Below are 16,429 nucleotides of genomic sequence, written 5' to 3' on the forward strand. Positions count from 1 at the left end.
GAGCGCTGACGGGTCCCGCGGTTCTCGGCCGTCGGTCGGAGCGCTGACGGGTCCCGCGGTTCTCGGCCGTCGGTCGGAGCGCTGACGGGTCCCGCGGTTCTCGGCCGTCGGTCAGAGCGCCGACGGATCCTGCGGTCCGCGCCCGGACAGGACCTCCCCGTACGCCTGCATCAGGTCCGGCAGGCGCAGGGTGGACAGGTCGTCCCGGGACGGGGTGCCGGGGTAGCCCGAGAGCCGCAGGTCGCGGTAGGCGCAGCTCTTCTCGTACAGGGTGCGCAGGAACCGGCCGTTTCCCAGCTCGTCGATCCAGCCCTGGTCGACCACGTGGCCGCTGATGGAGCGCAGCTCGTCCAAAGCCTCTTCGTCCCAGACGTCGCCGTTCTCGGCGGCCAGCACCTCGCCGATGGAGGTCAGCTCCAGCGGGCGGTACGAGGGGAAGTCGACGCGCGTGGTGAAGCGGGAGGACAGGCCCGGGTTGGCGGCCAGCAGCCGGTCCATGCCCTCGGGGTAGCCAGCCAGGATGACGACCAGGTGGTCGCGGTTGTCCTCGGCGCGCTTGAGCAGCACTTGCAGCGCCTCGTCGCCGTAGGCGTCGCCCTTGCCGTAGCCGGAGTTGGACAGCGAGTAGGCCTCGTCCACGAAGAGGACGCCGCCGATGGCGGAGTCGATCAGCTCGTTGGCCTTGACCGCCGTCTGGCCCAGGTACTCGCCCACCAGGTCGGCGCGCTGGGCCTCCACCAGATGGTCGCCGCCGAGCAGCCCGAGCGCGTAGAAGACCCGGCCCAGGATGCGGGCCACGGTGGTCTTGCCGGTGCCCGAGGGGCCGGAGAAGACGAAGTGGCGCTTGGGCGGCTGCACCGGCAGGCCCTGGCCGGCCCGCAGACGCGCCATGTTGAGCTGTGCGGAGAGCGCCTTGACCTGCCGTTTCACCGGTTCGAGCCCGACCATGCCCTCCAGTTCGGCGAGCGCCTCCTCCAGTAAAGCCGGGTCGGTGGGCCCGGTCGGCGGCGACTGCACCGGCAGCACGGTCTTCTCCCGCACCGCGTCCGCGGCGGACGGCAGCCCGCCGGACGGGGTCAGGTCGGGCTCGGAGAGCTTCAGCTCCCGTCCCTCGGCGCCGAAGAGCGGATCGATGCCGTCGGGGCCCTCCATCATGTCCTGGCCGACCCCGGTGAGCGCGATCGCCGCGAAGTCGGCCGCGTCGTCGTACCCGTCGCCCTCGGCGATGGCGGCGAGCCGGGCGGAGGTGTCCATGAACGCCGGGTCCACCCGGTGCACCGCGCGGTACAGCGGCAGCGCCGCCGCCGAGCGTCCGGTGCCCTCGTGCGCCCGCGCCAGCCAGTACCGCAGCTCCTTGCGCTGCGGCTGCTCGCTGCGGCAGCGCATCAGCGCGGACGAGAGCAGCGGCTCGGCCTGCCCGTACATCTCCAGGCGCACCCGGGCCATGCCGCCGAAGAGTCCGGCCTCGATGCCGAGCATGGCGTCGTCGGTCAACGGATCGGTGTGCCGGACCAGTTGCTCCCAGTCCTTGACCAGATAGGCGCGGCACGCGTGCAGGAAGCGCACCTGAGGGTCGGTGTCCACGGGTGGCAGCCCCGCCAGGGCCCGGTCCAGCTCCGGTACGTGGCGGCCGTCGAGCCAGTGCGAGGCGTGGGCGAGCAGCAGATCGCGCGGGCTCTCCAGGACCGGCTGGACCCACCAGCCGAGCCAGTACCAGGAGTTGAGCGTGCGGCGGTGGCGGGAGCGCTGTTCGCCGAAGCGCTCGCGGTGGCGGAACATGCGGAGCAGGGCCGTGGTCGTGTCCACCCGCAGCGCGTGCAGGCCCAGCCAGCCGTCCGCCATGCCCGGATCCATCCGTACCGCGGCGCGGAACTCCTCCTCCGCCTGCGGATAGGCCCCCATGGTGTAGGCGTCCACACCTCGCAGCCAGGCGAGGTCGGCCGGGGCCTCGGGGCCCTGCGTGCCGAAGTCCATCACGTCCCCCACAAACCGTGCCCCCGCTGGTGTGCCGCCGGGCCGGTGCTGGTCGGCAGCCTTCGTCGAACCGCTGTGCCGCGGACGGGAGTTGCGCCGGTGCGCAGAGCAGCCGTCCGAAGGGCGCACCGAGAGGCATCGTACCTGCGCAGCGGGTGTCCACCGAAGGGTGCCGCACAGCCCGTTGCGCGCGATGGGCACGGAACGGGCGAAGGCCGGACGGTCACCGAACGTGAGCGGACGGCGGCTCGGAGCGTCCGAAATGAGAGGCAAGCGCAGAACGAAGCCCCCGGTCACGGGGGAACAACCGGGGGCTTCGCGTCTGCGGGGCGGCCCCGAGGGACCGCACATTGAGAACGTAAGACCTGTACGGCCCCCCGGTCAAGCCGAGTTGAGGCACTGGGACAACTTCGCGCGCAAGGGTCTTCACAAGTTCAGCACACAGCGGACGGTCCGTCACGGTGCGTCACGAACTGGTCCGGTCCAGGAGTCCCACGAGGCCCAGTAAGCACCTCATATCCCTTGCGGCACTCCCGTACCAAGCGATCGGCGAACGGTCGCGAGGGATCCTCGGTGAAATGCCTGTGTTCCGCCGCGACCCACCCGCCCCAGAAGTCGCGTTGCGCCTCACCGTCCCGTTCCCGCCCGCGCGCCCAGGCGTCCTCGCGCCCCAGCTCCATCCACAGCAGCTCCGCCAGGAACGGGCGCACCGCGCGGCGTCCCGCGCCGACGCCCTCGATCAGGACGACCGGCGCGCAGGGCAGGGTCCTGGCCGGGCCGAAGCGGCGGGTCCGCCAGTCGTAGGGGAGGTAGCGGGCCGGCTCGCCCCGGCGCAGCGGTTCGATCACCTCGCGCAGCAGCCGGTCCGTCCAGGAGAAGAGCTCCTCGTGGCTGGCGATGTCGTCGAGGTGCAGCACGGGGGCGTCGCCGAGCGCCGCCGCCAGCCGGCCGGCGAAGGTCGTCTTGCCCGAGCCCGCGTGCCCGTCGACGCCGATCAGGCGCACGGAGCCGCAGGACGGCGGCAGCCGCCGCAGCCGGGCGGCGAGATCGTGGGCGGAGGTTCCTGGGGGAGTGTGGATGGCGCGTCCTGGAGGGGTGTCGACGACGGTGCCCGAAATGTACGGGCGGCGGCCCCGGAAGTGTACGGTCCGGACCACGCCCCGGCCGTCCCGGGACCGTCGCCCGGATCGTCGGGCCGGTTGGCGCTGTCCCGGCCGTCCGGGAACCTCGCCCGGACCGTCGGCCGGTTGCCGCTGTCCCGGCCGTCCGCGGAGCGTTGTCCGGACTGTAGGCCGGGTTGGTGCTGCCCTGGCTGTCCGGGGCCCGTCCCCCGGATCGTCGGGCCGGTTGGCGCTGTCCCGGTCGTCCGGGAACCTCGCCCGGACCGTCGACCGGTTGCCGCTGTCCCGGCCGTCCGCGGAGCGTTGTCCGGACTGTAGGCCGGGTTGGTGCTGCCCTGGCTGTCCGGGGACCGTCGCCCGGATCGTCGGGCCGGTTGGCGCTGTCCCGGCCGTCCGGGACCGTCGACCGGTCTGTCGGCCGGGTTGGCGCCGCCCCGGCCGTCCGGGAACGTCGACCGGTTTGTCGGCCGGGTTGGCGCTGCCCCGGCCGTCCGGGAACGTCGCCCCGACCGTCGACCGTTCGGCGCCGCCCAGCCGCCCAGCCGCCCAGCCGCCCAGCCGCTCCGCCGCCCAGCCGCTCCGCCGCCCAGCCGCTCCGCCGAGGTCGCCGCGACCGGCCTCGCCCGTCGCGGTCCGACGCGGTCCGTCGCCCGGCGGGCCGTTCCGGCGGCGTCCGGTCCCGGCGGGCGGCGTCCCCGTGTCGCCGGGCCCGTGGCGCGCCCGCCGGACGCCTCCCGTCCCGTGCGCGGACACCGCAGGTCATGCCAGTGGTCCCGACCAATATTCGTGGGCGCCGCGAGCGTCGAAGTGCTGGCAGAAGCCGGTTCGGGGCATCCATAGTGTGAGCCAACCCTGCTTCTGAACCGCCCCTTCCGGACACCTGGGGGTCACCCACCCATGACCAGAGCCTCGGCACCGTCCCTACCGCTCCGACCCTCCCGCAGAACCGTCCTCGCCGCGGCCGTCGCCACGGCGGCCGCGGGTACCGTCCCGGCCGCGGGACCGGCGACCGCCGCCCCGGCCCGCCCGGCGCAGGCGAACGGCCTCGTCGGCAACCACGCATGGACCTCGTACGCCGACTGGCGCGGCGGCACCGCCCAGGGCACCCGTGCCGTCCCGGGCGTCCGCCCCGGCCTGGTGCTCGACACCCCGGCCGGCACCACCGACTACACCGACCCGCACACGCAGCAGACCGCGGCCTGGGAGTACGCGACCTGGACCTCCCCCGTCCACCGGCTCGCCGTCCCCGCCACCGAGGCCATCGCCTCCTGGAACGCGCACACACCGGCCGGCACCTGGCTCCAGATCGAGCTGCGGGGCACCTACTCCGACGGCACGCAGACGCCGTGGTACGTGATGGGCCGCTGGGCGGCCGGCGACGAAGACATCCGGCGCACCTCGGTCGACGACCAGCGCGACGGCCGCAGCAGCGTCTGGACCGACACCTTCGCCGTGGACGACCCCGCCTCCGGGCTGCGCCTGGCCGCCTGCCTGCTGCGGCTGACGCTGTACCGCAGGCCCGGCACCACGCTCACCCCCACCGTCTGGCGGCTCGGCGTGATGGGCTCCGACGTCCCCGACCGCTTCACCGTCCCCGCCTCCACACCCGGCCCCGCCCGCGAACTGGACGTCCCGCGCTACTCGCAGGAGATCCACGCGGGCCAGTACCCCGAGTACGACAACGGCGGCGAGGCGTGGTGCAGCCCCACCTCCTCGCAGATGATCATCGAGTACTGGGGCCGCAGGCCCACCGCCGAGCAGCTCTCCTGGGTGGACCCCTCCTACGCGGACCCGCAGGTGTGCCACGCGGCCCGCTCCACCTACGACTACCAGTACGCGGGCTGCGGGAACTGGCCGTTCAACGCCGCGTACGCCGCGACGTACCAGGACCTGCAAGGGGTGGTGACCCGGCTCGGCTCGCTCTCCGACCTGGAGAGGCTGGTCGACGCGGGGATTCCGGCCATAACGTCGCAGTCGTTCCTGAAGACCGAGCTGACCGGGGCGGGGTACGGGACCGCCGGGCACCTCATGACCGTCATCGGGTTCACGGACGGCGGAGATGTGATCGCCAACGACCCGGCGTCCCCGAGCGACGCCGCGGTGCGCCGCGTCTACCAGCGGCGCGAGTGGGAGAACATCTGGCTCCGCACCAAGCGGTACAACGCCTCCGGCAACGTCGTCTCCGGCACCGGCGGCGTCTGCTACCTGTACTTCCCGGCGCGTCCGACGGCCCGCCAGCGCAGGGCGCTCGCGGCCGTCGGCATCGCCTGCTGAGGCCCGGCTGCCGGCGGGCGGCCCCCACCCCCGTGGAGGGCCGCCCGCGCGGTCAGCCGGTGACCGGCGTGACCACCCAGTCCGGGTGGTTCGGCATCGGCGGTGTCTTCGCGCCGTACAGCCACGGGTGCAGGAAGCCGTCCAGGTCCTCGCCCGCCACCTTGGACGCGAGATCGACGAAGTCCTGGGTGCTCGCCGTCCGGCCGCGGTAGGTGGCGGTCCAGGCCCGCTCGATCTTTCCGAAGGTCTCCGCGCCGACCTTCTCGCGCAGCGCGTACAGCACGAGCGCCGAGCCGTCGTAGCGCATCCGCTTGAACAGGTTCGGCTCGGTGGGCTCGGCCGGGGCGCCGTAGTCGTGCCGCCACTGGTCGTGGGCTTCGTACGCCGTCTTCATCGCGGCCTCGAAGCTGTCCCCGCCGTGCTCCTCGGAGTACTGCCGTTCCCAGAACCGCGCGTGGCCCTCGCTCAGCCACAGGTCGGACCAGCCCTCGATGCCGACGCTGTCGCCGGTCCACTGGTGGACCAGCTCGTGCACCAGGTTCCGTTCGGCGGTGACCCGGTCGCCGAGCAGGTCGGCCTTCGGCACCAGGGACAGGGTCTGGGTCTCCAGGGCCACGCCCAGATCGGTGTCGCCGACCAGGACGCCGTACCGATGGAACGGGTACGGGCCGAGCCTGTCCTCGAGCCAGGCGAGGTGGTCGTCGGTCAGCGCGCGGTACCGGTCGGTCGGCGCCACCAGGTCGTCCGGCACCACGTCGCGGATCGGCAGGCCGCCGGGCCCGGTGTGCTCGTCGAAGGTGAACCTGCCGATCGCGAGCTGGGCGAGCTGCGCGGCGACCGGCTGCTCCGAGTCGTAGGTCCAGGTCACCCGCCCGTCGGGCCGTTCGGTGCGGCCGGTGAGCTTGCCGTTGGCGGCGGCGCTCAGGCCCGGCGGCGTGGTGATGTGGAAGGTGATCGGTGCCCGCCGGCTCGGGTGGTCGTTCGACGGGAAGATCATTTTTGCGCCGTTGGGCTGCGGGTACAGCACGGTGCCGTCGGGCGTGGGTATCCAGCCGTAGTCTTCGATGGCGTCGTCGCGGTGGCGTATCTGGGTCGGGTCGGCGGTGTAGTGGACCACGACGGTGAAGGGCTTGCCCTTGGCGAGGGCCTTCGCCGGGGTGACGACCAGTTCGTCGCCGTCGCGGACGGCGGCGGCGGGCTTCCCGTTCACCGTCACGGCGCCCAGGGTGTTGCCCGCGAAGTCCAGGTCGAAGCGTGACAGGGCCTGCGTCGCGACCGCTCTGACCGTCGTGGACGCCGCGAAGGGCGTCCGCGGCGCCTGCCAGTCGAAGTCCAGGGTGTAGCGGCTGACCCGGTAACCGCCGTTGCCGTCGAGCGGGAAGACCGGGTCGCCGAGCCCGGCCGCGCCGGGGGACGGCGCCTCGGTGCGGACGGCGGACGGAGCGGAAGCGGCCTGCGGGACCGGACCCGTCAGGGCGGCCGCCACGGTGATCGCCGCCGCCAGAGCGAGGCGGGCGGTGCGGCGGGACGTCCGGCACGTGCTCATCGGGAACCTTTCCGTTGGCTGACCAACTGCTGTGTGATGAGACGCACAGCCCCTGGGGATCGTTGTGGAATTCCGGCCGTATTCCCGGGGTTTTGAACCTGGTCGAAGTGTGGGCGTGACCCAGCTCTCTACCGGTAGGGCGGCTTCCGGTGGCAAGGTGGTCGGGTCGGTGGGGAGCCGGCAGCAGGCGGGGGGCCACCGCACCAGCACGCCTACGTCAGCGAGAAGCCCATGACCGCGACCACCGCCTCCGCCGCACGTGCCCGTACCGGCGGCCCGCAGGACGACGGACCGAAGATCCTCGAGCACGTCCTCGGCTGGACGCTCGTCGTGGTCCTGGCGATGCTCGTCACCCAGCTCGGCCTGCTCTGAACCGGGGCCCGTGAGCGGGGGAGCGGACGCCCCCGAAAGCGGGGGAGCGGACGCCTGGCCGGCCGGTGACGCGGGTCTGCCATACTGCGGATGTTTTTTCGTCGGCAGCGTCGGAGACCGGGGCCGAGTTTGCGTATGAGTCAACAGCACGGCGTCGACCGCCCGCGGCCGCGCGGCACCGATCGCTCGGCGGCCCGCCGCGCCGAACTCATCGCCGTCGGCAAGAAGTTGTTCGCCGACCGGTCCTACGACGCGCTGTCGATGGACGACATCGCCCGGCACGCCCAGGTCGCCAAGGGCCTGATCTACTACTACTTCCAGTCCAAGCGCGGCTACTACCTGGCCATCGTCGAGGACTCGGTCGACGAACTGATCTCCCGCGCCGCCGGCGGCGTCGACCTATCGCCCAAGGACCGGGTGCACCGCACCATCGACGGCTATCTCCGCTACGCCGAGCAGCACCAGGCCGCGTACCGCACGATCATCAGCGGCGGTGTCGGCTTCGACGCCGAGGTGCTGGCGATAAGGGACGGCGTGCGCGAGGCGATCATCGCCACGATCGCCGAGGGGGCCTACGGGCACAGCCGGATCGGACCGCTGCCGCGGACGGCGCTGCTGGCCTGGCTGTGCAGCGTCGAGGGCGCGACCCTCGACTGGATCGGCCGCCGGGACCTGCCCCGGGACACCATGCGGCAGTTGCTCGCCAAGATGCTGGGCGGCGCCCTGCGCACCATCGAGGAGCTGGACCCCGCGTACGCGGCCCCCGAGGCGGCCCGCCCGGCCGTATGACGAAGGGGCGGGAGCCGTCCGGCCCCGCCCCTCGACCGCCTGTCCGCAAGGGCCAGTGCCCCGGCAGGCAACGTTTGCCCGTCAAGGAGCGGCGTTCGGTGCGTGCTCTCGGCGTGCCGGGCGCAAGCCCTCGTACTGGACGTACTTGGGTTTGTGCCCGGTGCGGCGAGAGTGCGTGCCGGGCGTCGCGACGGGGCGAACGTTGCCTGTTGGGGCACTAGTCGACGGCCTTGATCAGCTCGCCGTCCGAGGTGTCACCGCTCAGTTCCCAGAGGAAGGTGCCGCCCAGGCCCTGCTCGTCCTTGTAGCTCATCTTGCCCGCGATGGTGGCCGGGGTGTCGTAACTCCACCAGTCGCTGCCGCACTTGGCGTACGCCGTGCCGGCGACGGTGCCGGTCGCCGGGCACTTGGTCTTGAGCACCTTGTAGTCGTCGATGCCCTGCTCGTACGTGCCCGCCGCGGGACCGGTGGCCGTGCCGCCGGGCGCGTCCTGCGTGACACCGGTCCAGCCGCGCCCGTAGAAGCCGATGCCGAGCAGCAGCTTCGAGGCCGGGATGCCCAGGCCCTTGAGCTTCGCGATGGTGGCGGAGGTGTAGTAGTCCGCCTTTGGTATCCCGTCGTAGGAGGTCAGGGGCGAGTGCGGGGCGGTCGGCCCCTGCGCGTCCCAGGCCCCGAAGAAGTCGTACGTCATCGGGTTGTACCAGTCGACGTACTGCGCGGCGCCCGCGTAGTCGGCCGCGTCGAGCTTGCCGCCGTCGGTGGCGTCGGCCGCGATCGCGGAGGTGACCAGCGCGCCGCTGCCGAACTTCGAACGCAGCGCCGCCATCAGGTTCTTGTACGCGGCGGGCTCGCTGGTGTCGCAGGTCAGACCGCAGGCGCCCGGGTACTCCCAGTCGATGTCGATGCCGTCGAAGACGTCGGCCCACTTGGAGTTCTCGACCAGGTCGTAGCAGGACTGGGCGAACGCGGCCGGGTCCTTGGCGGCGTCGGTGAACCCGCCGGACCAGGTCCAGCCGCCGAAGGACCACAGCACCTTCAGATCGGGATGCAGCTTCTTGAGCTTGCGCAGCTGGTTGAAGTTGCCGCGCAGGTCCTGGTCCCAGGTGTCGGCGACGCCGTCGACGGACTGGTCGGCGGTGTACGCCTTGTCCGTGGCCGCGTAGCTGTCGCCCATGGCGCACTTGCCGCCGGTGACGTTGCCGAACGAGTAGTTGATGTGCGTCAGCTTGTTGGCCGAGCCGGAGGTCTCGATGTTCTTGACGTGGTAGTTCCGGTCGTAGACACCCCATTCGGTGAAGTAGCCGACGACCTTCGAACCCGCCGCGGCGGCGGTGGTCTGCGAGGCGGCCTGGGCGGCGGCCGGCTCCGCGGCGCCTGCGGCGCTCGCGCCGGCCAGCAGTCCGGCGCCGAGAACGGCGCAACACGCGGTCGCCACAAGGGCCTTGAGACGGGTGCGGCCGGTCCGGGCGGACTCGGGGCGCGGGCGGTGCGGTACGAGCATCCTGTCTCCTCGTGGGGGAGGGGAACGGGTGGGGGTGTGCTGCGTGGACCTGCCGGAGGTGCGTGGGGGCACCAGGGGGCGACGGTCCTCACCCCTTGCCGTGCTTGGCATGAACGCGGTGAGGCGTCGCAGGGAACAGTAGGGAGGACTAGACCACAGCGTCAATGGTTCGGACCAATTTCCCTATCTTTTAGTAAGCGGTCGTTAACTGGTGACTCGGTGCCGCCGATCGGGCATACTCACAGCGCCACAGCCGCTGATCAGCAGCTTCCGTGACCCGGAGGAGCAGCATCGGCTGGGCACTGTGAGACCGGCGGGGCCGCCCCAACCCTGGTGTGCGTCCGCCGACTGCCCGACAGGGAGGAGAGCGTCGCCATGCCCGACCGCGCCCCGCAGCCGGTGGACCGTCAACTGCCCACGGACGAGGCCCGGGACCTGATCTCGCTCGTCCGCGACATCGCGCAGCGCGAGATCGCGCCGAAGGCGGCGGGCGAGGAGGACGACGGCCTCTTCCCGCGCGAAGTCTTCGGCCTGCTCTCGAAGTCGGGCCTGCTGGGCCTGCCCTACGACTCCGAGTACGGCGGCGGCGACCAGCCGTACGAGGTCTACCTCCAGGCCCTCGAAGAACTCGCCGCGGCCCGGCTCACCGTCGGCCTCGGCGTCAGCGTGCACTCGCTGGCCTGCCACGCCCTCGCCAACTACGGCACCAAGCAGCAGCAGGTCGAGCACCTGCCCGCGATGCTCGGCGGCGGCCTCCTCGGCGCGTACTGCCTCTCCGAGCCCTCCTCCGGGTCGGACGCCGCGTCGCTGCGCACCAAGGCGGTCCGGGACGGCGACGACTGGGTGATCACGGGCACCAAGGCGTGGATCACGCACGGCGGGGTCGCCGACTTCTACACCGTGCTCGCGCGCACCGGCGGCGAGGGCGCCCGGGGGATCACCGCGTTCCTGGTGCCCGGCGACGCCGAGGGGCTCAGCGGCGCGCAGCCCGAGAAGAAGATGGGGATGAAGGGATCGCCCACCGCGCAGGTCCACTTCGACGGCGTGCGGGTGTCCGACGACCGCCGGATCGGCGAGGAGGGCCAGGGCTTCGCGATCGCCCTGTCCGCGCTCGACTCCGGGCGGCTCGGCATCGCGGCCTGCGCCGTCGGCGTGGCCCAGGCCGCACTGGACGAGGCCGTCGAGTACGCCACCGGGCGGCGCCAGTTCGGGCGGCCCGTCTCCGACTTCCAGGGCCTGCGCTTCATGCTCGCCGACATGGCGACCCAGATCGAGGCGGGCCGGGCGCTGTACCTGTCGGCCGCCCGGCTGCGCGACGCCGAGCGGCCGTTCTCCAAGCAGGCGGCGATGGCCAAACTGCTGTGCACCGACGCCGCGATGAAGGTGACCACCGACGCCGTGCAGGTGCTCGGCGGCTACGGCTACACCGCGGACTTCCCCGTCGAGCGCCTGATGCGGGAGGCCAAGGTGCTCCAGATCGTCGAGGGCACCAATCAGATCCAGCGGATGGTCATCGCCCGTCACCTCGCGGGTCCTGAGTCACGCTGAGGGCGGTCAGGGCGGCGAGCTCGCCGAGAGCGGCCGGGGGCGCCGCCAGCAGGACCCACTCCGGGTCGTGGCGCCCGGGCAGCGTCCGGCCGCGGTCGGCCCAGGACCGCAGCAGCGCCTGGTAGATGGGCGGGTCCTGCTGCGCCGGGCCCGGTGTGACCGATTCCGCCGGGGGCGGGACGTAGATGCGGCGCCGTCGCCCGGTAGCCGGGAAAGTGGAGGTCATACCAGGGCAACGTGCCTGCGGGCGGCCAGGTCACCGACCCGCCGAATCGGCTCTGCGTTCGCGCTGTGCCCCGCGGCGGGGCATGCCACGGTCCCGCACCCGGGTGATCTCCGGTGCGGGACGGTCGTGGGGACGGCTCGGGCTCAGGCGGCCTGGCTTCGCATGTCGGGGACCCTCATGGGGCGCGAGCCCGGTCCGCCGACGTGGGAGAACGGCTGTGTCCGCCAGTCGAGCCCCTGAGGGAGCGTCAGCAGCAGCGCGGTGTCCTGCTCCTGGAGCCCGGCGGTGTCGTCGGCCGGACGCGCGTCGGCCGCGGCACGGCCCGTGCCGGCGCAGACCGTGAGCCCGAAGGGGTTCCACGGCGAGGCGCAGAGCGCGTGCTCGGGCAGGCTCTCCTCGTCCGCGAGGAGCGCGATGGGCTGAGCGCAGTCCGGGCAGATCACCCGGTACATCTCGAAGGTGTCGTACGCGTCGAACTCGTCGCCGTCCAGGGCGTCCGGTTCGACACCCTCCGATACGGGCTCGACGACCGGCTGCTGACGCTTGGGCGTAGTACGACCAGGGCGCTTAAGACTCTGCATGGGATTCTCCCCCTCGGGTGGGCCGACAAGGCGCTGCGACCTCGACCACAGCAAGCACTTCCCGCCCGGTCTCCGCGGTAATCACGAGAACATCACGAACCCTGCCGGGTCACTGTGTCCTTCGTCACACGAGGTGCGCGAGGGTCCGACCTGACGCGTTTGTCCGCCAGTCGGCTCACAGGTCTCTCTCAGCCACATCACGAACCGGGTATGACCTGGGCGCCCAGGTATCCGGCGGATCAAGGGACCGGTAGGTTCTTGCGCCATGGAGGAGCTGGACCGACAGATCGTGCAGCTGCTCGTCGGAGACGGGCGGATGAGCTACACCGACCTGGGCAAGGCCACGGGCCTGTCCACGTCGGCCGTGCACCAGCGGGTACGCCGCCTTGAACAGCGCGGCGTCATCCGCGGTTATGCGGCGGTTGTCGACCCCGAGGCCGTCGGGCTGCCGCTGACCGCCTTCATCTCGGTGAAACCGTTCGACCCCAGCGCGCCCGACGACATCGCGGAGCGGCTGGCCGGCGTCCCCGAGATCGAGGCCTGCCACAGCGTCGCGGGCGACGAGAACTACATCCTCAAGGTGCGCGTCTCCACCCCGCACGAGCTGGAGGAGCTCCTCGCGCGCGTACGCACGCTCGCGGGCGTCTCCACTCGTACGACCGTCGTGCTGTCGACGCCGTACGAGGCGCGGCCGCCCCGGATCTGACGGCTGCCCCCGCGCGCGGGGGCCACGGTCCGAGGGGCGAGACTGTTACCCATGAGTGAGAGCACCGCCCCGTCGGACACCGTGCTGCTGCGCGGTGGAGAAGTCCACAGCCCGGCCGACCCCTTCGCCACCGCGATGGTCGTCGAACGCGGCCAGATCGCCTGGGTCGGCTCCGAGGGCGCCGCCGACGCCTTCGCGGGCGGCGTCGACGAGGTGGTCGACCTGGGCGGCGCCCTGGTCACCCCGGCGTTCACCGACGCCCACGTGCACACCACCGCCACCGGGCTCGCGCTCACCGGGCTCGACCTGTCCGGCGCCCCCTCCCTGGACGCCGCGCTCGCGCTCGTCCGCGACTTCGCCGCCGCCCGCCCCGCCGACCGCGTCCTGCTCGGGCACGGCTGGGACGCGGCCCGCTGGCCCGGCGGCCGGCCCCCGGCCCGCCACGAACTCGACGCGGCCACCGGCGGCCGTCCTCTCTACCTCTCCCGGATCGACGTCCACTCGGCCGTCGTCACCACCGCCCTGCTCGACCTGGTGCCCGGCGTCACCGGACAGGCCGGGTACGGGGAGGGACCGCTGACCCGGGACGCCCACCACGCGGTGCGCGCCGCCGCCCTCGCGGCCGTCACGCCCGCGCAGCGCGCCGAGGCCCAGCGCGCCGCGCTCGCCCACGCCGCCTCCCGGGGCATCGGCTCCGTGCACGAGTGCGCGGGCCCGGACATCTCCTCCGAGGACGACTTCACCGGACTGCTGCGGCTCGCCGCCGGGGAACCGGGGCCCCGGGTCGTCGGCTACTGGGCGGAGCGGGACGTCGACAAGGCGCGGGAGCTGGGCGCGGCCGGAGCCGCCGGCGACCTCTTCGTGGACGGCGCCCTCGGCTCCCACACCGCCTGTCTGCACGCGCCGTACGCCGACGCGGAGCACACCGGCACCGCCTACCTGGACGCCGCCGCGATCGCCGCCCACGTCGTCGCCTGCACCGAGGCGGGACTCCAAGCGGGCTTCCACGCCATCGGCGACGCCGCCGTGAGCGCCGTGGTCGACGGTGTGCGCGCCGCCGCCGAGAAGACCGGCCTCGCCCGGGTGCGCGCCGCCCGGCACCGGATCGAGCACGCCGAGATGCTCACCCCCGAGACGGTCGCGGCCTTCGCCGAACTCGGCCTGACCGCCTCCGTGCAGCCCGCCTTCGACGCGCTGTGGGGCGGCGACGACGGCATGTACGCCCGCCGCCTCGGCGCGGAACGGGCCCGTACGCTCAATCCGTTCGCGGCCCTGCTGCGGGCCGGCGTACCGCTCGCCTTCGGCTCCGACAGCCCTGTCACGCCGCTCGACCCGTGGGGCACCGTGCGTGCCGCCGCGTTCCACCGGACCCCCGGACACCGGGTCTCCGTACGCGCCGCGTTCACCGCGCATACGCGTGGCGGATGGCGCGCCGTCGGACGGGACGACGCGGGTGTCCTGGTCCCGGGGGCCCCGGCGGACTACGCCGTGTGGCGCACCGAGGAGCTCGTCGTGCAGGCACCGGACGACCGGGTCGCGCGCTGGTCCACCGACCCCCGCTCCGGCACGCCCGGACTGCCGGATCTGACCCCCGGCGCGGACCTCCCGGTCTGCCTGCGCACCGTCGTGGGCGGCCGGACCGTGTTCGTGCGCCCGGACGAGTGATGTCCCGGAGCGGCGCGGCCCTGATCATCAAGGGCGCTGACCTGCGCTCCTCCGCACTGACCAGGTACTTCAGGGGAAAATCGCAGGTCAGACGGCTGTTGACAGCCGACTGCGGAGGGCGGGTAGGTTCTGCCGGGTCCACCACCGGACGTCCGACCGGGGAACTTCCGTGCAGTCGCCGCAGCGCCGCTGGGTGAGTGGGTGGCGTGCCGCACCGGCACTCCACCCCTGGGAGCCAGGCCCAGTGCCCGCGCCACGGGGCGAGGGAACGTTCCGGCCGGATCGGTCCCTCCCCGCTCCGCGCGAGCGCGGGGGAAGGTGCGACCCGGATGGGGCCCGGACGCTCAGTAGACAACGGCTTCCGGTCGACCCGCAGCCAGCGGGTCCCGGGCCGGCCCGAAGGGCGCCGGGCCCCGATCCGCAGCCGGCCGGCGGCCGCGCCCCGGGCCCGTGCCCCGCCCGTCCGGCAGCCGGTGAACAGACATCCCGCTCACGTACGCGTCGACGCGGCAACGCAGGCCGCGCACACTATGGTGGTCCCCTGCGTACGGACATGAAGGGGCAGCAGTGAACGACGGCGACGGGACCCTCGCGGCAGGATCCCAGGGGAGGCAGTCCGGCCCGCTCGGCACGGCCTTGGTGATCATTCCGACCTACAACGAGGCGGAGAACATCAAGAAGATCGTCGCCCGGGTGCGGGCCGCCGTGCCCGATGCGCACGTTCTCGTGGCCGACGACAACAGCCCCGACGGCACGGGCAAGCTGGCGGACGAGCTGGCCGCCGAGGACGAGCAGGTCCGGGTGCTGCACCGCAAGGGCAAGGAGGGCCTGGGCGCCGCCTACCTCGCGGGCTTCCGCTGGGGCCTGGAGAACGGCTACGGCGTACTGATCGAGATGGACGCCGACGGCTCGCACCAGCCCGAGGAACTGCCCCGGCTGCTCACCGCCCTCAAGGGCGCCGACCTCGTGCTCGGCTCCCGCTGGGTGCCGGGCGGCCGGGTGGTCAACTGGCCCAAGTCCCGCGAGTACATCTCCCGCGGCGGCAGCCTCTACTCGCGGGTCGCCCTCGACCTGCCCCAGCGCGACATCACGGGCGGCTACCGGGCCTTCCGCCGCGAGACCCTCGAAGGGCTCGGCCTCGACGACGTCGCCTCCCAGGGCTACTGCTTCCAGGTCGACCTCGTCCGGCGTGCCGTGAAGGCGGGTTATCACGTCGTGGAGGTCCCGATCACCTTCGTGGAGCGCGAGTTCGGCGACTCCAAGATGAGCCGCGACATCCTCCTGGAGGCGCTGTGGCGGGTCACCTCGTGGGGCGTGGGCGAGCGGGTCGGCCGGGTCACGGGGCGCAAGTCCGACTGAGGCCGGGCGCGAGTCCGGCCGGGAGCGGCCGCGAGTCCGGCCGGGGCAAGGTGCGAGTGGCGCCGAGGTCATGATCATCCCCTTATCCCGCGCTGAACCGGCGCCAGGCACACTGGAACCATGACGACTGGCGCTTCGACTCCCATGTCCACCTCCCGGCCGCGCCGATCCCGGCTGCGTACGTTCCTGCCGCTCGGCCTCGCCGCCTGGCTGGTGCTGGAGATCTGGCTGCTGACCGTGGTCGCGGGCGCGGCGGGCGGCGGCACCGTCCTGCTGCTGATCGTCGCCGGGTTCGCCGGCGGCGCGGTGGTCGTCAAACGGGCCGGGCGCCGGGCCTTCCGCAACCTCCAGGAGACGCTCCAGCGGCAGCAGGACGGCACCGCGGCCGCGAGCGAGCGCGGCGGACGCGGGAACGGCCTGATGATGCTCGGCGGGCTGCTGCTGATGATCCCGGGTCTGATCTCGGACGCGGTGGGGCTGCTCCTGCTGGTGCCGCCGGTGCAGAAGGCGGTCGGCGGCTTCGCCGGGCGCACCCTCGACCGCAAGATGCGGGAGGCCGCGCCCGGCAGCTTCGGCGGAGCCTTCCAGCAGGCCCGCATGCACCGGCCCGACGGCAAGGTGGTCCAGGGCGAGGTGATCAGGGACGACGCCCCGGGACACGGCCCCCAGGAGCCGGACGCGGGCCCGCGCCCGCCGCTGAACCGCTGAGGCGGCCATCGCCCGCCCCGAGCGATGAGGGGCCTGCTGCCGATCACGGGATCGGCAGC

At 72.9% G+C, this 16,429-nt stretch carries 14 protein-coding genes; 8 read left to right on the forward strand and 6 right to left on the reverse strand.

Annotation, left to right across the window (positions count from 1 at the left end; translation table 11 throughout):
• Window positions 1-111 precede the first annotated feature (111 nt).
• Together ACFV6E_RS33600 and ACFV6E_RS33605 are read right to left on the reverse strand one after the other, a co-directional pair.
• Window positions 112-1,974 carry an AAA family ATPase gene (locus ACFV6E_RS33600; protein ID WP_385466890.1) on the reverse strand — a complete coding sequence of 621 codons (1,863 nt, stop codon included), beginning with the start codon at window positions 1,972-1,974 and terminating at the stop codon, window positions 112-114.
• A 434-nt stretch (window positions 1,975-2,408) separates the two neighbouring features.
• Window positions 2,409-3,053 carry a uridine kinase gene (locus ACFV6E_RS33605; RefSeq protein ID WP_385466905.1) on the reverse strand — a complete coding sequence of 215 codons (645 nt, stop codon included), beginning with the start codon at window positions 3,051-3,053 and terminating at the stop codon, window positions 2,409-2,411.
• 939 nt (window positions 3,054-3,992) lie between these two features.
• Here ACFV6E_RS33605 and ACFV6E_RS33610 point away from each other — a divergent pair.
• Window positions 3,993-5,369 carry a peptidase C39 family protein gene (locus ACFV6E_RS33610; protein WP_385466893.1) on the forward strand — a complete coding sequence of 459 codons (1,377 nt, stop codon included), beginning with the start codon at window positions 3,993-3,995 and terminating at the stop codon, window positions 5,367-5,369.
• Between the two features lie 52 nt (window positions 5,370-5,421).
• On the opposite strand, the gene ACFV6E_RS33615 is transcribed toward ACFV6E_RS33610, so the two are convergent.
• Window positions 5,422-6,915 (reverse strand): M1 family metallopeptidase, encoded by a 1,494-nt coding sequence (locus ACFV6E_RS33615; RefSeq protein WP_385466896.1) that lies wholly within the window; start codon window positions 6,913-6,915, stop codon window positions 5,422-5,424.
• Window positions 6,916-7,146: 231 nt separating this feature from the next.
• On the opposite strand from ACFV6E_RS33615, the gene ACFV6E_RS33620 reads away from it, so the two are divergent.
• Window positions 7,147-7,287, forward strand: a complete 141-nt coding sequence (locus ACFV6E_RS33620) for an SCO1431 family membrane protein (protein ID WP_385176695.1) — start codon at window positions 7,147-7,149, stop codon at window positions 7,285-7,287.
• A gap of 135 nt (window positions 7,288-7,422) precedes the next feature.
• Window positions 7,423-8,076, forward strand: a complete 654-nt coding sequence (locus ACFV6E_RS33625) for a TetR/AcrR family transcriptional regulator (RefSeq protein ID WP_385176703.1) — start codon at window positions 7,423-7,425, stop codon at window positions 8,074-8,076.
• A 217-nt stretch (window positions 8,077-8,293) separates the two neighbouring features.
• Here ACFV6E_RS33625 and ACFV6E_RS33630 read toward each other — a convergent pair whose 3' ends face one another.
• The gene (locus tag ACFV6E_RS33630; protein WP_385466899.1) at window positions 8,294-9,577 is read right to left on the reverse strand and encodes a glycoside hydrolase family 18 protein; all 1,284 of its coding nucleotides are present in this window, start codon (window positions 9,575-9,577) and stop codon (window positions 8,294-8,296) included.
• A gap of 375 nt (window positions 9,578-9,952) precedes the next feature.
• On the opposite strand from ACFV6E_RS33630, the gene ACFV6E_RS33635 reads away from it, so the two are divergent.
• Window positions 9,953-11,125, forward strand: a complete 1,173-nt coding sequence (locus ACFV6E_RS33635) for an acyl-CoA dehydrogenase family protein (protein ID WP_385176712.1) — start codon at window positions 9,953-9,955, stop codon at window positions 11,123-11,125.
• Here the strand turns inward: ACFV6E_RS33635 and ACFV6E_RS33640 are convergent.
• Entirely contained in the window at window positions 11,088-11,351 is a 264-nt protein-coding gene (locus tag ACFV6E_RS33640) for a hypothetical protein (RefSeq protein WP_385176715.1), read from the reverse strand. The two genes, ACFV6E_RS33635 and ACFV6E_RS33640, sit on opposite strands and share 38 nt — an antisense overlap.
• Window positions 11,352-11,494: 143 nt before the next feature.
• The gene (locus tag ACFV6E_RS33645) at window positions 11,495-11,932 is read right to left on the reverse strand and encodes a hypothetical protein (protein ID WP_385176718.1); all 438 of its coding nucleotides are present in this window, start codon (window positions 11,930-11,932) and stop codon (window positions 11,495-11,497) included.
• A 265-nt stretch (window positions 11,933-12,197) separates the two neighbouring features.
• On the opposite strand from ACFV6E_RS33645, the gene ACFV6E_RS33650 reads away from it, so the two are divergent.
• The 4 genes from ACFV6E_RS33650 (at window position 12,198) to fxsA (ending at window position 16,370) form a co-directional block, all read left to right on the forward strand.
• The gene (locus tag ACFV6E_RS33650) at window positions 12,198-12,638 is read left to right on the forward strand and encodes an Lrp/AsnC family transcriptional regulator (protein WP_385176721.1); all 441 of its coding nucleotides are present in this window, start codon (window positions 12,198-12,200) and stop codon (window positions 12,636-12,638) included.
• Between the two features lie 51 nt (window positions 12,639-12,689).
• Entirely contained in the window at window positions 12,690-14,303 is a 1,614-nt protein-coding gene (locus ACFV6E_RS33655) for an amidohydrolase (protein ID WP_385176724.1), read from the forward strand.
• A 567-nt stretch (window positions 14,304-14,870) separates the two neighbouring features.
• Window positions 14,871-15,662 carry a polyprenol monophosphomannose synthase gene (locus ACFV6E_RS33660; RefSeq protein ID WP_385176727.1) on the forward strand — a complete coding sequence of 264 codons (792 nt, stop codon included), beginning with the start codon at window positions 14,871-14,873 and terminating at the stop codon, window positions 15,660-15,662.
• A gap of 120 nt (window positions 15,663-15,782) precedes the next feature.
• Window positions 15,783-16,370 (forward strand): FxsA family membrane protein, encoded by a 588-nt coding sequence (gene fxsA / locus ACFV6E_RS33665; protein WP_385466902.1) that lies wholly within the window; start codon window positions 15,783-15,785, stop codon window positions 16,368-16,370.
• Window positions 16,371-16,429: the final 59 nt, after the last annotated feature.

Origin of the sequence: Streptomyces sp. NPDC059785 (assembly GCF_042732375.1) — a bacterium.
GTDB lineage: Bacteria > Actinomycetota > Actinomycetes > Streptomycetales > Streptomycetaceae > Streptomyces.

Bases quoted from the DNA above. Each gene is read 5' to 3' on its own strand.
- ACFV6E_RS33600 (WP_385466890.1), bottom strand. From the start codon at position 1,974: ATGGACTTCGGCACGCAGGGCCCCGAGGCCCCGGCCGACCTCGCCTGG.
- ACFV6E_RS33610 (WP_385466893.1), top strand. From the start codon at position 3,993: ATGACCAGAGCCTCGGCACCGTCCCTACCGCTCCGACCCTCCCGCAGA.
- ACFV6E_RS33615 (WP_385466896.1), bottom strand. From the start codon at position 6,915: ATGAGCACGTGCCGGACGTCCCGCCGCACCGCCCGCCTCGCTCTGGCG.
- ACFV6E_RS33620 (WP_385176695.1), top strand. From the start codon at position 7,147: ATGACCGCGACCACCGCCTCCGCCGCACGTGCCCGTACCGGCGGCCCG.
- ACFV6E_RS33625 (WP_385176703.1), top strand. From the start codon at position 7,423: ATGAGTCAACAGCACGGCGTCGACCGCCCGCGGCCGCGCGGCACCGAT.
- ACFV6E_RS33630 (WP_385466899.1), bottom strand. From the start codon at position 9,577: ATGCTCGTACCGCACCGCCCGCGCCCCGAGTCCGCCCGGACCGGCCGC.
- ACFV6E_RS33635 (WP_385176712.1), top strand. From the start codon at position 9,953: ATGCCCGACCGCGCCCCGCAGCCGGTGGACCGTCAACTGCCCACGGAC.
- ACFV6E_RS33640 (WP_385176715.1), bottom strand. From the start codon at position 11,351: ATGACCTCCACTTTCCCGGCTACCGGGCGACGGCGCCGCATCTACGTC.
- ACFV6E_RS33645 (WP_385176718.1), bottom strand. From the start codon at position 11,932: ATGCAGAGTCTTAAGCGCCCTGGTCGTACTACGCCCAAGCGTCAGCAG.
- ACFV6E_RS33650 (WP_385176721.1), top strand. From the start codon at position 12,198: ATGGAGGAGCTGGACCGACAGATCGTGCAGCTGCTCGTCGGAGACGGG.
- ACFV6E_RS33655 (WP_385176724.1), top strand. From the start codon at position 12,690: ATGAGTGAGAGCACCGCCCCGTCGGACACCGTGCTGCTGCGCGGTGGA.
- fxsA (WP_385466902.1), top strand. From the start codon at position 15,783: ATGACGACTGGCGCTTCGACTCCCATGTCCACCTCCCGGCCGCGCCGA.